Here is a 13,697-nt window from a genome sequence, read left to right on the forward strand (position 1 = left end):
CCGGCACCCGCGTCTGTTAGCCTTCGCGTCATGCCCGTCTCCGCTGCCGCCTCCGCCCGCGAAATTCTGACCCGCCTGCACGACGTGATGGCGGCGCGCAGCCCGGCGCAGGCGAAGCTCAACCAGGTGGTCGAGATCATCGGCGAGGCGCTGGATAGCGAGGTCTGCTCGATCTACCTGCTGCGCGAGGGCGTGCTCGAATTGTTCGCGACCCGTGGCCTCGCGCCGGAAGCGGTGCACGTCACGAAACTGGCGCTGGGCGAGGGATTGGTCGGCACGATCGCCGAGCAGAACGAGATATTGAACCTCGACGAGGCGGCGAGCCATCCCGATTTCGCCTACAAGCCCGAGACGGGCGAGGATCGCTACCACAGCTTCGCGGGCGTCCCGATCGTCCGGCGCGAGCGGTCGGTCGGGGTGCTGGCGGTGCAGCACGCCGATCCGCGCCGCTACGCCGACATCGAGATCGAGGCGTTGCAGACGGTGGCGATGGTCCTGTCCGAACTGATCGCCAACGCCGGACTGATCGACCAGGGTGGGCCGAAGGACCGAGTACAGTCGACCGCGACGGTGCGGATCGCGGGGCAGAAGCTGGTCGACGGCATGGCGGCGGGGTCAGCGGTGTTCCACCAGCCGCGCGTCACGATCGAGCATACCGTCGCCGAGGATACCGAGGCTGAGCGCCACCGCGTCTACGCTGCGTTCGATAAGATGCGCGAGCAGATCGACCGCATCGCGCGCGAGGCCGAGTTCGGCGTCGGCGACGAGCATCAAGAGGTGATCGCCACCTACAAGATGTTCGCCTACGACGAGGGTTGGGCGCGACGGATCAACGAGGCGATCGATTCAGGTCTGACCGCCGAGGCCGCGATCGAGCGCGTGCAGCAGCGCACGCGCCAGCGGATGCGCCAGATCGACGATCCCCTGTTGCAGGACCGGATGCACGATCTGGAGGACCTGTCCAACCGGCTGCTGCGCATCGTGTCGGGGCAGATGGGGACGGCGGCACAACTGGGGCTGAGGCAGGACACGATCCTGATCGCGCGCAACCTTGGACCGGCCGAACTACTCGAATACGACCGCCGCCGGTTGAAGGGCGTGATCCTGGAGGAAGGATCGCTGACCGCGCACGTCACCATCGTCGCGCGAGCGATGGGGGTGCCGGTGCTGGGGCGTGTGCGCGACGTCCGCCGCACGATCGCGGAAGGCGACCTGCTGCTGCTCGACGTGACCGAGGGTTCGGTGCTGGTGCGCCCGACGCTGCCGATGGAGGAAGCGTTCGACGCGAAACTCGTGCTGCGGCAACGGCGCAAGGCGGCCTATGCTGCGCTGCGCGATCTCGCGCCCGAGACGCGAGACGGCCACCGCGTGACCGTGATGGTGAACGCCGGGCTGCGCGACGACGTCGCGGCGCTCGACGTGACCGGCGCGGACGGCATCGGGCTGTTTCGAACCGAATTCCAGTTCCTCGTCTCGGCAACCCTGCCGCAGCGCGAGCGGCAGCAGCGGCTCTACCGCGAAGTGCTCGATGCCGCCGGCGACCGCCCGGTCGTGTTCCGCACCGTCGACATCGGCGGCGACAAGGCACTGCCCTACCTCGTTTCCGACGCGCCCGACGAGGAGAACCCCGCGATGGGATGGCGCGCGTTGCGGCTCGCGCTGGAACGCGACGGATTGATGAAGGCGCAGGCGCGCGCACTGCTCGAGGCCGCGGCGGGCCGCACGCTCAACGTCATGTTCCCGATGGTCAGCGAGGCGTGGGAATTCGAAGAGGCGAAGGCGTTGTTCGAGGCGCAGCGCGACTGGATCGCGTCGCGCGGGCGCCGCCTGCCGATCGAGATACGATACGGCGCGATGCTCGAGGTGCCGAGCCTCGCGTATCAGCTCGACCTGCTGCTGCCCAAGGTGCAGTTCATCTCGATCGGAACCAACGATCTGACGCAGTTCCTGTTTGCCGCCGACCGCGCCAATCCCAAGCTCGCCGAACGCTACGACTGGCTCTCGACCTCGATCCTTCGTTTCGTGCGGCTGGTGTCCGACGAGGCGCGCGCCGCGGGCGTGCCGGTTGCGGTCTGCGGTGAGATGGGCGGACGCCCGCTCGAGGCGATGGCGCTGATCGGGCTCGGCATCGATCGCCTGTCGATCACGCCCGCGGCGGTCGGCCCGGTGAAGGCGATGATCCGCTCGCTCGATCACGCGGCGCTCCGGGGGTACATGACTGAACTGCTCGCACGGCCGCCGCGGGACTTTCGTGCCGCGCTTGCCGATTGGGCGGGCGCGCAGGGCGTCGAATTGGCGTGATCCTGCGGTCGCTGGCGTGACGCGTCGGTTGACACTCACCGGCCCGTTTGAAAGACGCTTACGCTAAAGCGCAGCCAGATCGGGGCAGGGCTGCGCGCTGGAGAACACAATGAGCGACAGCGACGTGGGCGAGATGGCGGGCGCGAAACCGGCGGCGGTCGGTCAGCGGCTACGCGCCGCGCGCGAGGCGCAAGGATTGTCGTTGCCCGAGGTCGCGACCCGTACGCGCGTGACGCAGCGGTTCCTCGAGGCGATCGAGAACGGCCGGCTGGAGGATCTGCCATCGTCGACCTACGCGGTCGGTTTCGCCAAGGCCTATGCGCGCGCGGTCGGGCTCGACCCCGTCGTCATCGGCCGCGACATCCGCGAGGAGATGAACGCGCCGGGCGCGGTGCAGCGCCCGCAGCATCACGTGCAGGAGATTGCCGATCCCGCGCGCGGGCCCTCGCGCGGCGTGGTGATCGTCGCGCTGGGGCTGGCGCTCGCGGTGCTGATCCTGGCATTGCTGTGGTTCACCACCGGCGTGTTTCGCAGCACCGGCGACAGCGCGTCCGAGCCCGTCGGCAACGCGCAGGTGACGGCCTCGGTGCCCGCCCCCGCGGTCGCGCCGACACCGGCGGCTGCGACCGGCCCGGTCGTGCTGACGGCAGCTGACGAGGTCTGGCTGCGCGTCTACGACGCCGACAACAAGACGCTGTATCTCGGCACCATGAAGGCGGGCGAGCGGTTCGAGGTGCCCGCGAACGCCAACGATCCGATGATCAACGTCGGCCGCCCCGACAAGCTGCGCATCACGGTCGGCGACCGTGCGGTCGCGCCGCTGGGCGACGGCAGCCGCCCGCTCAAGGACATCCGCATCAGCGCGGCCGCGCTCGCCGGTCGCGCGAGCGGTTCGGCACCCGTGGCCGCGCCGACACCGAGCGTGGCCGCGCCTGCCACCCCGAACCGCGAAACGCGCACGCCGCGGCGTGCGCTGCCGCGCGCCTTCGCGTCACCCACCAGCAGCGCCGACGAGGCCGCGGGCGCGAACCGCGCCGCTGCGGCATCGTCGACGCCGGCACCCGCGCCGACGCCCGCGGCGCAGTGATGCGCTTCAGCGTGTAGACAGGTGCGATCGACGAGGTACGACGCATGATGATCGAGGGTCGGGGGCGACGCATGAGCAGGTATCGGTTGGGGACGGGTGGAGTGCTGGCCGCGGCGGCACTCGTGAGTGCGGCGGCGCCCGCGGTGGCGCAGTCGAACGTCGAGGGGCGCGTCGGCAAGCTCGAGAGCGAGATGCGCGCGGTCCAGCGCAAGGTGTTCCCGGGCGGCGCGGCCGCGATGGTGGAGCCGCAGATCGCGCCCGAGACGGCGGCTTCGGTACCGAACGGCGTACCCGCGACCAGTCCGGTTGCCGATCTGACCAATCGCGTCACCGCGCTGGAACAGCAGATGGCGACGATGACCGGGCAGATCGAGCAGGCGCAATATCGCCTGCGCCAGCTCGAGGATCAGTTCACCGCTTACAAGAAGGCGACGGACGCGCGGCTGTCCGCTGCACCGCCTGCGACGGCGGACGCCGGCGACCCCGCGATCCCGCCGCCGAGCCGTGGCGCGGTCCGTGCCGCGGGCGATACGACGCCGGGCAAGGCCGCAGACGCGCGGGGCGAGGCGAGCGAACCGGTGCGGGCGGCCGCGGCGGCGGGCGTCGAAAAGCCGAGCACGGGTGACGCGGCCGAGGATGCCTACACCTACGGCTACCGCCTCTACACCGCGAAGAAATATCCCGAGGCCGAGGCGCAATTGAAGCAGGTCGTGGCGACCTACCCCAAGCATCGTCGCGCCAGCTTCGCGCAGAATCTGCTCGGGCGCGCTTATCTCGACGAGGGCAAGCCCAGCCTCGCCTCGATCGCATTCTACGACAATTACAAGAAATTCCCTGAGGGCGAGCGCGCGCCCGACAGCCTGTATTATCTCGGGCAATCGCTGACCAAGCTCAACAAGCCCGCGGACGCGTGCAAGGTCTACGGCGAGCTGACCGACGTGTACGGCGACAAGATCTCCGCCACCATGAAGGCCGATATCGCAAGGGCGCGTGTCACCGCCAAATGCAAGTAACGGGGCGCTGACGCCGCCGCTGGCGCCCGACCCCGCGACGGTCGCGCGGTTCGCCGCCGATCTCGCGCGTGTCAAGGTGCCGGGGGAAGGCCCGCTGCTGGTGGCGGTGTCGGGTGGGCCTGACAGCGTCGCGCTGCTGCTGCTGGCGCGCGCGGCGCTGGGGTCGCGCTCTGTCGCGGCGACGGTCGATCACGGCCTTCGCGCCGAGGCGGCGGGCGAGGCGGCGTGGGTCGCGCGGCTGTGCGCGATGCTCGGTGTGTCGCACGCGGTATTGACGGGGACGCTGCCCGAGCGAGACGGGCGGACGCGCAACGTGTCGGCACGCGCACGCGCGCTGCGCTACGCATTGCTCCGCGCGCAGGCCGAGCGGATCGGCGCCACCGCGATCGCGACCGCGCACCACGCCGATGATCAGGTCGAGACGCTGGTGATGCGGCTCAACCGCGGGGCGGGTCTGGCGGGCCTCGCGGGCGTTCGCGCGCGCGGCGACGGCACCGTCAGGCCGCTGCTGGCGTGGCGACGCGCCGAGCTTCGCGAGATCGTCATCGCGTGCGGGATCGTGCCGGTCGACGATCCGAGCAACTGCGACGCGCGTTTCGACCGCGCGCGGCTGCGCAGCGCGATCGGCGACGCGGCCTGGATCGCGGCGGAAGGCTGGTCGCGCAGCGCACGCGCGCTCGCGGATGCGGAGGAGGCGCTCGACTGGACGGCGATCAAGTTGTGGCACGAGCGCTGCCGGGCCGAGGAAGGGATCGTGACGCTCTCGCCTGCAGGATTGCCGTTCGACCTGCAACGCCGCCTGGTCGCGCGCTGCGTCGCCGCGGTCGACCCGGCGAGCGATCCGCGCGGAGCGGCGGTGGCGGACGCGGTCGGTATGCTCGCGCGCGGCGCGACGATTACGCTCGGCGAGGTGCTATGTCGTCCCCGACGCGATGCGAGCGACGAACCGGTCTGGCACTTCGCCAAGGCGCGACCGCGTCGATCATCGTGAGTGGTCTTGTTCCATTGCCATTAACCCCGGCGCACTTACATATTCGTGGACGAAAGGCTCCCGAATGAACGACAACGAGAAGCAGTCTGGTAACGGTGACGGCGGCGGCAATCCCGGCGGTCCGAACCCGTGGATGAAAAGCCTGCTGATCTGGGTAGGCATCCTGCTCGCACTCGCGGTAGTCGTGACCATGTTCGACGGTCGCACCGGCGGCGCGCAGGGCAACACGGTCGCCTATTCGACCTTCCTCGACAAGGTCGACGAGGGCACGGTCAAGACCGTCAACGTATCGCGCGACATGATCACCGGCACCTTCTCGTCGGGTGACAAGTTCCGCACCTACCCGGTACAGGACTCGGGGTTGATCGAGCGTCTGCGAAAGGCGGGCGTCGAGGTCGCGGGCAAGCCCGAGGAAGGCCCATCGATCTGGATGGTGCTGCTTTACCAGTCGCTGCCGTTCCTGCTGTTCCTCGGCATCGCCTTCTTCGTGCTGCGCCAGATGCAGAAGGGCGGCGGCGCGGGCGGCGCAATGGGCTTCGGCAAGAGCCGCGCGAAGATGCTGACCGAGAAGCACGGCAAGGTAACGTTCGACGACGTCGCCGGCATCGACGAGGCACGCGCCGAGCTGACCGAGATCGTCGAGTTCCTGAAGGACCCGACGAAGTTCGCGCGGCTGGGCGGCAAGATCCCGAAGGGCGCGTTGCTGGTCGGCTCGCCCGGTACCGGCAAGACCTTGCTCGCGCGCGCGATCGCGGGTGAGGCGGGCGTGCCGTTCTTCACCATTTCGGGCTCGGACTTCGTCGAGATGTTCGTTGGTGTTGGCGCCAGCCGCGTGCGCGACATGTTCGAGCAGGCGAAGAAGTCGGCGCCGTGCATCGTCTTCATCGACGAGATCGACGCGGTGGGTCGCCACCGCGGCGCAGGGCTCGGCAACGGCAACGACGAGCGCGAGCAGACGCTCAACCAGCTCCTCGTCGAGATGGACGGTTTCGAGGCCAACGAAGGCATCATCATCGTCGCCGCGACCAACCGCCCCGATGTGCTCGACCCCGCGCTGTTGCGTCCGGGCCGCTTCGATCGCCAGGTCGTGGTGCCGCGCCCCGACATCGACGGCCGCGTGAAGATCCTCGAAGTGCACATGAAGAAGGTGCCGCTCGCCCCCGACGTCGATGCTCGCGTCATCGCGCGGGGGACGCCGGGCTTCTCGGGCGCGGACCTCGCCAACCTCGTCAACGAGGCGGCGTTGATGGCGGCGCGCAAGGGCAAGCGCCTGGTCGCCTCGGCCGAGTTCGAGGAGGCGAAGGACAAGGTCATGATGGGCGCGGAGCGTCGCAGCATGGTGATGACCGACGACGAGAAGCGGATGACTGCCTATCACGAGGCCGGCCACGCCGTCGTCGCGATGCACGAGCCCGCGTCCGATCCGATCCACAAGGCGACGATCATCCCGCGCGGCCGTGCGCTGGGCATGGTGATGCGCCTGCCCGAGCGCGACAGCTACAGCTACCACCGCGACAAGATGTACGCGAACCTCGCGGTGGCGATGGGCGGTCGTGTCGCCGAGGAGATCATCTTCGGCTATGACAAGGTGTCGTCGGGCGCGAGCGGAGACATCCAGTATGCGACCGGCCTCGCCCGCGACATGGTCACGAAATGGGGCATGTCGGACAAGGTCGGCCCGGTCGAATATGCCCAGCCCGAGGGCGAGAGCTTCCTCGGTTACTCCTCGTCGCAGCCAGTGCGGATGTCGAATGCGACCGCTCAATTGATCGATGACGAGATCAAGGGCATCGTCGAGGGCGGCCTGTCGCGCGCGAAGCAGGTGCTGAGCGATCACATCGACCAGCTTCACGCGCTCGCGGGTGCGCTGCTTGAATACGAGACGCTTAACGGCGAGGAGATCAAGCGCCTGATCGCGGGCGACGATATCGGTCGCGTTGACCAGGGGCCGAAGACTGCGTCGGTGCCGAGCGCGGGCACGTCGATCCCGAAGACGAAGCGGTCGAGCGGCCCGTTCGGCAGCCCGTCACCCGCGGGCGCCTGATCGACTCAGCTAAGCCGTCACGAAAAGGCCGCGGGAGTGATGCTCCCGCGGCCTTTTTCATGTCACTCGACCATACCCGACAGTCGATACCGGCGGGTATGCGGTCTACCTCAACGGCAGCGACGCTTGGCCGTGATGGTCCGATCGATCGCGCGGCCACCGAGGGCACCCGCCGCACCACCGGCGACCGTGCCAAGCAGACCGCCGCCGACCGCGTTGCCGAGCACCGCACCGCCGACGCCGCCCGCGACCAGCCCGGTCGTTCCGCTCGAATACCGGCAGCGGCGCGCACCGCGGTAGCGACGGTGGGTGTGGCTCTTGCCGCGATACTCGCGTGCCTCGGCCTTGCCGGTGGGTGCGACGACCGCGGCGGTCGGCACCGCGAGCCCGGCCGCCGCCAGTGTGAGCAGGAACTTACGCATGGTACTATTCTCCCTGGGTGAGTGGTGCGTTCGGTAACGCAGCGACCCGCCACAGGTTGCGCGCGATCAGTCGGCGAGCCCGAGGTAGAGCAGCCCGGTCAGGAATAGCGGCACGATCGCCCAGCAGATGAAGGTGGTGAGCACCAATGTCCGGATCAGCGCTCCGCCACGGCTTAGCGAATAGGCACCCTTCAATTGCTTGTAGATGTGCACGATCGCGCCGACGAGCGCGCCGACGACGACCAGCAGCGATTTGACGCCCACCGTGATCAGCAGCGCCGCGGTGATCGTGAGCAGCGACATGAACGTCAGCGAATAGGTCGCGAACACCGCATGGTCGTAGAAGCCGAAGCGGCGGCTGAACGGGAACAGCAACCACAGGAAGGGCAGGGAGAGCGGGATCAGCGCCCAGCTGTATTTGTAGCCGCTGCTTTTCAGCTTGTAGAGCAACAGCTGCGGGTTCTGTTTGGCATGCTCCACCATGGCGCCGATCCAGTCGTCGGAATCGTGCGCCTGCGTCTGCGCCTTTGGCAGGACACGCTGTGCGGTGCGCAGTCCGTCGAGCTTCTGCTGCTCCTCCGCAATGCGGCGCGTTGCGTGCGCGATCGCGGCGGCGTCGGGAGAGGCGGCGCGTTGTTGCTCGGCGAGCGTCGCGCGCAGGTCCGACAGTGCCTCACTGGCTGCCTGCTGCTCGGATGCGACCGTTGCCTGCACCTCGCCCAGCCCCGCGCCGGGCTTGAATAGGGCGCTGTTGCCGAAGTGGAACATCGGCAATTGCGCCAGCACTGCGAACAGCAGGAAGACCGAGAACAGGAACAGCGCGATCGGCGACACGAAGCGCGCGCGCTCGCCCGCGATGTAGCGCCGCGTCAGCGCACCCGGATGACGCACCAGCATCGGCAGCGTGCGCCACGCCTTGCCCTCGAAATGGAAGACGCCGTGGAGCACGTCGTGGAAGAATGCGCCCGCAGTGCGATGGGCGTGCCCCGCCTGTCCACAGCGATGACAATGCGCATCGATCAGCGCGGTGCCGCAGTTGAGGCACAGGCCGTGCTCGTGATCGTCGACGCGGGGCTGGCTCTCGCCCGCGTAAGTGCCCCCGCGCGGATCGACCGCGTGCGCGAACACGCCCCCGGTGATCACGTCTGCCGCTTCTTCCAAACCCATTCAAAGCCCCCGCCTTTGACGGCGATGGTAGCCGCAACGGGCGTCGGCTCAAGCCCTCAATAGCGTGAGAGTTCGACCGGCAGCGAGCGATAGCCGTGAACGAAACAGGCGGCGACGCGCGCGGGCTCGCCGACGACGTTCACGCGCATCCGCCGCGCCGCCATCTCCTCGAGCAGGATCGACACCTGCAATTCGGCCAGCCGCGCGCCGACGCAGCGATGGATGCCGTGCCCGAAGGCGAGGTGGCGGCGCGCATTGGCGCGATCGACCTGGAACGCGTCGGCATTGTCGCCGAACACGCTCTCGTCGCGGTTGGCGGAGATGTACCACATTACCACCTTGTCGCCCGCGGCGATCCGCTGTCCGTGCAGTTCGGTGTCGGCGGTGGCAGTGCGGCCCATGTGCGCGAGCGGGGTCTGCCAGCGGATGATCTCGCTCGTCGCGTTGCCGATCAGCCCGGTGTCCGCCTCCAGTTTGGCGCGCTCGTCGGGGAATTTGTCGAGCGCGTAGACGAGCCCGCTCATCGTGTTGCGCGTGGTGTCGTTGCCGCCGACGATCAGCAGGATGAGGTTGCCCATGAATTCATTGGCATCCATCTGCCCCATTGCATCGGAATGGATCATCATGCTGATCAGGTCGGGGGTCGGCTCGGCATTCACCTTGGCGTTCCACAGCCCCTGGAAATAGGCGCCCATCTCGTAGATCTTGCCCAGCCGCTGCTCGCGCAATGCCTCGTTCTTGATGATCTCGATGTCGCCCGCCCAGTCGGACCATTCGGTCAGCTTGCGCCGGTCGGCCCAAGGGAAATCGAACAGGATCGCGAGCATCTGCGTCGTCAGCTCGATCGAGACGCGGTCGACCCAGTCGAATTGCTCGCCGTAGGGCAGCGCGTCGAGGATCTCGGCGGTGCGGCGGCGGATGTCGCCGGTCATCCGCACCATCTCGCTCGGGGTGAAGGCGGGGGCGACGGTGCGGCGCTGCCCGGTGTGGATCGGGCGGTCGCGACCAATGAACATCGGCATGCGCACTTCGCTGCCATCGTTCAGGAACGGCGCGATCGTGAACCCGCCGACCTCGGACGAATACAGGTCAGGGAGCGACTCGACCTCGACGATCGGCTTGTAGGTCGACACCGACCAATAGGGGCCGAACTCGGAATGCTCGACCTTGTGGACCGGTGCCTCGGCGCGCAGCCGGCGGAACGGCTCGCCCCAGGTGTCGTCGCGGTACAGCTCGGGCCGGCTCACGTCGAACGGGTCGATCGCGGGTGCAGCCTCTCTCAACAGCGTGGCCATCGGGTCTCTCCTATTTGGTTGCGAGAGAAAACCTAACTGACATTCATGTCAACAGCGTTTCGTTATCCGAACAGCCGCCGCCACACCGGCTTGCTGCTCGCCGACTGCAGCACCCCGCGCCGGAACAGCCGCGCGCCGACGGTGATGAAGATCGCAACCCACAGTATCTGCCACGCGAGTGCGGCGAGGTGCAGCCACAACTCGGGCCGGTTCGCCGCGTGCCCCGCCATCGCGAAGGGCGAGGAGAGCGGGAACAGCTCGGCCGCGGTCGCGATCCAGCTGCCAGGATGCGACGCCGCGGCGCTGGCGAGCGCGAACATGCCGACCTGGACAACCGTGATCGGCAGCGACAGCATCTGGATCTCACGCATCGTCGATGCCTGCGCACCCACCCCCAGGAAGACCGCGCCGAGCAGCAGATAGGCGGTGGTGAAATAGGCCGCGAACAGCAGCACGAACCAGCCGAGCCCGACCGCGGGGACGAGTTGTGCCGCCTGCGCGCCCAGATCGGCGGGAAGGAATTGCCCGATCTGGCTGATCACGGTGCCCCAGAAGGCGACGAACAGCACCGCGACGCCGAACATGCCGAGCAACTTGCCCAGAAACACCGATTCGAGCGGCACCGCGGCGGCGAGCACCTCGATCACCTTGTTGTTGCGCTCCTCCGCCATCGTGCCGACGACCTGGCCCGACAGGAACAGGGTGAGGAAGAAGATGCCGAATACCGCAAAGAACGCCGCGGTCTTGCGCCCGCCGAGCGACGGCGCCGACACGCGCACCCGCTCGATCGTCGGCGTCGACAGCCGCGCGTCGCCGGTTGCGTGGCGGCGCAGCGCGACGTCGGCGAGCGTGGACAGGTAGCGCGCATCGCGGCGGTTGCTCGCGGCATAGAAGATCTCCGGGCGATCGAGCGGTCCCTGCATCACCGCCGACACGTCGAAGTCACGGCGTTCGAGCTGGCTGCGCGGCTCGACCGCGTCCGATACCACGACGATCGTCGGCGGGGCGGCGTCGCGCGGGAAGGTCGTGCGCAATTGCTCGTCGGCGGAGCGTACCAGCCGTGCCTCGGCGACCGGCATCACTAGCACCATGCGCTGTTTGTCGGACGATCCGTCCGCCGCATTGGCCGCGCCCAGTCCGCCGATCGCGCCGAACGAGCTCATGATCAGCGGCGCGAACAGAAACAGGAGGAAGATCGGCGTGAATACCGTGGCGATGAAGTCGCGCCGCGCGATCGTCAGCGTCTGGCGGAGCTGGCGCCGAAAACGGGTCTGGCTACGCAATCTGCTCATCGTGCCGCCTCCGCCGCGTCCGCTCCGACGATACGGACGAACGCCTCGTGCAGGCCGGGGCGCTCGATCGACAGGCCCGAGATGCCGTGCCCCGCGTCGATCAGATGCTTGAGCGTCTGCTCGATCCCGCCTGCCGGCAGCGTGAAGCGCCAGCCCTCGCCATCGGGGCGGGCGTCGGCGGGCAGCGCGCGGGCGATGTCGGGCCCCGGATGGTGCGGCACGTAATGGACCTGCTGCGGCAGGAGCGCGCGCGCTTCCTCCACCGTGCCCTCGAACCGCCGCTTGCCGCCCGCGATCACCGCGAGGCGATCGCACAGCCGCTGCGCGTGCGCCATGATGTGGGTCGAGAACAGAATCGTCGCGCCGCGATCGCGCTCGGCGACGATCAACCGCTCGAGCCGTTCCTGGTTGACCGGATCGAGGCCGGAGAAGGGTTCGTCGAGCACGATCAGCGCCGGCAGGTGAACGACCGAGCCGAGCAACTGGACGAGTTGCGCCATGCCTTTCGACAATTTGCGGATCTTCTCGTCGGCGGCGTGGCCGAGCCCGGCGGCCTCGAGCATCTCGCCCGCGCGAGTGCGGCCGGTGCGCCAGTCGAGCCCGCGCAGCGCGCTCATGAACGCGATCGCCTCGCGCGCCTTCATCGCCGGGTAGAGCCCGCGCTCCTCGGGGAGATAACCGACCTCGTCGCTCGCATCCTGCGGTTGCGCCCGGCCGAGCAAAGTGCGGTGCCCGTCGTCGGGCTCGATGATGCCGAGCAGCATCCGCAGCGTCGTCGTCTTGCCCGCGCCGTTGGGGCCTAGCACGCCGTAGATCGCGCCCGCAGGCACCATCAGGTCGACGCCGTCGACCACGCGCCGCTCACCGAACCGCTTGACCAATCCCTCGGCGGTGACCGCCCAATCCCCTGCCACGCACGCGCCCCCTGTTATCGCCGCGATGGTAGCGCGGCATGGGGCCGGCCGGAAGCGCTACTTGCCGCCGTCGCGGCGGGAGAGGGCGGCGATGCAGCTCGCGCGGTCGATCGGGCTGCCGTCGCGCTGACGCGCGTCGACCCAGGTCACGCGCTGCTCGCCGCTGCCCTTGGGATAGAGATAGGCGTCGAGCACGCAGATCGCGCTCTCGAACTGGAGCTTGCGCGCGGTGCCCTCGCGCACGTCAGCATCCGGGTTGCCGAACAGGCGGACGAGCCCCGCGGCATCCTGCCCCATGACGGGCAGGTTCGCCTGCGACGGCGCATTGCCGAGTGCCGGCGGCGGGGGCAACCCTTGCGGGCCGCAGGCGGCGAGCGCGGCGAGCAGGAGCGGGGAGAAGCGGCGGATCATGGTCGCGTCCTGTGGAACAGATGGGTCGCCATCGCCGCACCGAGCACGGGGGCGAGCAGGTTGACCACCGGAACCACGAACAGCCCCGTCCCCGCAAGCCCCAGCAGAAAGCGCCCGCCGGCATTCGCCGTGCGCCAGTCGCGCATCGCCGCACCGCCCAAATGCCGGCTCGCCACCATGTCGGTCAGGTCGCGACCCAGCAGCCACGCGTTGACGACGAAGAACGCCGCGGCCGTGCCGACACCGGTCACCAAGAGCGCGAGATAGACCGGCGTCATGACCAGATTGACGAGCAGGAAGCGTATCGCCGAGCCGAGCCCCATTCGCATCGACCGGTGCAGCGGGACGGCACGCGCATTGGCCAGGGCCGCCGGGTAATGCCGCCGCTCGACCGCGGCGACCACGTCGTCGGCGAACACGCCCACGACCAGCACCGCCACCGCGCGGAACAGCAGCCACAGCGCGAGTATCGTCGCGACGCTCGCCGCCACCCCCGCCAGCGCGCCGTGGTACCGCCAATCCGCCAGCGCCGCGTCGAGCCCCCACCACGTCAGCGCACCCAGCGCCACAAAGATCGCGAGCGTGACGCCCAACGACTTTGCGAGCACGCGCCGGATCGCGGGATCGCCGAGCTGGGCGAGCGAGAGCAGCAAAGCGCGGACCATGACGCGAGGATCGCAGGGCCTAGGTGCGTCCGTCAACGCCCGCCGCCGACCACCCGGCCGGGGTAGGGGAGGGGCGTGATCGAGCACCGATCCGC

General features: G+C 68.8%; 12 protein-coding genes. 5 read left to right on the forward strand and 7 right to left on the reverse strand.

Features of this window, described 5'->3' with window-relative positions:
- Window positions 1-30: 30 nt before the first annotated feature.
- From ptsP to ftsH, 5 genes are all read left to right on the forward strand, one after another.
- On the forward strand, window positions 31-2,301 hold the full coding sequence (gene ptsP, locus KZ810_RS00250; protein WP_219767018.1) for a phosphoenolpyruvate--protein phosphotransferase: 2,271 nt from the start codon (window positions 31-33) through the stop codon (window positions 2,299-2,301).
- A 109-nt stretch (window positions 2,302-2,410) separates the two neighbouring features.
- Window positions 2,411-3,388 carry a helix-turn-helix domain-containing protein gene (locus tag KZ810_RS00255; RefSeq protein ID WP_219767019.1) on the forward strand — a complete coding sequence of 326 codons (978 nt, stop codon included), beginning with the start codon at window positions 2,411-2,413 and terminating at the stop codon, window positions 3,386-3,388.
- A 71-nt stretch (window positions 3,389-3,459) separates the two neighbouring features.
- On the forward strand, window positions 3,460-4,401 hold the full coding sequence (locus tag KZ810_RS00260) for a tetratricopeptide repeat protein (protein ID WP_219767020.1): 942 nt from the start codon (window positions 3,460-3,462) through the stop codon (window positions 4,399-4,401).
- On the forward strand, window positions 4,379-5,392 hold the full coding sequence (gene tilS, locus KZ810_RS00265) for a tRNA lysidine(34) synthetase TilS (protein WP_219767021.1): 1,014 nt from the start codon (window positions 4,379-4,381) through the stop codon (window positions 5,390-5,392). Before KZ810_RS00260 ends, tilS begins: the two co-directional genes overlap by 23 nt.
- A gap of 64 nt (window positions 5,393-5,456) precedes the next feature.
- Window positions 5,457-7,436, forward strand: a complete 1,980-nt coding sequence (gene ftsH / locus KZ810_RS00270; protein WP_258044239.1) for an ATP-dependent zinc metalloprotease FtsH — start codon at window positions 5,457-5,459, stop codon at window positions 7,434-7,436.
- Between the two features lie 110 nt (window positions 7,437-7,546).
- Here the strand turns inward: ftsH and KZ810_RS00275 are convergent, their stop codons facing one another.
- From KZ810_RS00275 to KZ810_RS00305, 7 genes are all read right to left on the reverse strand, one after another.
- The gene (locus tag KZ810_RS00275; protein ID WP_219767022.1) at window positions 7,547-7,858 is read right to left on the reverse strand and encodes a hypothetical protein; all 312 of its coding nucleotides are present in this window, start codon (window positions 7,856-7,858) and stop codon (window positions 7,547-7,549) included.
- A 66-nt stretch (window positions 7,859-7,924) separates the two neighbouring features.
- Window positions 7,925-9,025 carry a DUF3667 domain-containing protein gene (locus tag KZ810_RS00280; protein WP_219767023.1) on the reverse strand — a complete coding sequence of 367 codons (1,101 nt, stop codon included), beginning with the start codon at window positions 9,023-9,025 and terminating at the stop codon, window positions 7,925-7,927.
- 56 nt (window positions 9,026-9,081) lie between these two features.
- A complete protein-coding gene (locus KZ810_RS00285) occupies window positions 9,082-10,320 on the reverse strand; it encodes a cytochrome P450 (RefSeq protein ID WP_219767024.1) in 1,239 nt (412 codons plus the stop codon).
- Window positions 10,321-10,382: 62 nt separating this feature from the next.
- Window positions 10,383-11,612 (reverse strand): ABC transporter permease, encoded by a 1,230-nt coding sequence (locus KZ810_RS00290; protein ID WP_219767025.1) that lies wholly within the window; start codon window positions 11,610-11,612, stop codon window positions 10,383-10,385.
- Window positions 11,609-12,526 (reverse strand): ABC transporter ATP-binding protein, encoded by a 918-nt coding sequence (locus tag KZ810_RS00295; RefSeq protein ID WP_219767026.1) that lies wholly within the window; start codon window positions 12,524-12,526, stop codon window positions 11,609-11,611. Before KZ810_RS00295 ends, KZ810_RS00290 begins: the two co-directional genes overlap by 4 nt.
- Window positions 12,527-12,583: 57 nt before the next feature.
- Window positions 12,584-12,937 (reverse strand): hypothetical protein, encoded by a 354-nt coding sequence (locus KZ810_RS00300; RefSeq protein WP_219767027.1) that lies wholly within the window; start codon window positions 12,935-12,937, stop codon window positions 12,584-12,586.
- Complete coding sequence (locus tag KZ810_RS00305; protein ID WP_219767028.1) at window positions 12,934-13,602, reverse strand: EI24 domain-containing protein; 669 nt, start codon at window positions 13,600-13,602, stop codon at window positions 12,934-12,936. The genes KZ810_RS00300 and KZ810_RS00305 overlap by 4 nt, the downstream gene beginning before the upstream one ends.
- Window positions 13,603-13,697 lie beyond the last annotated feature (95 nt).

This window comes from Sphingomonas citricola, from assembly GCF_019429535.1.
GTDB classification, from domain to species: domain Bacteria; phylum Pseudomonadota; class Alphaproteobacteria; order Sphingomonadales; family Sphingomonadaceae; genus Sphingomonas; species Sphingomonas citricola.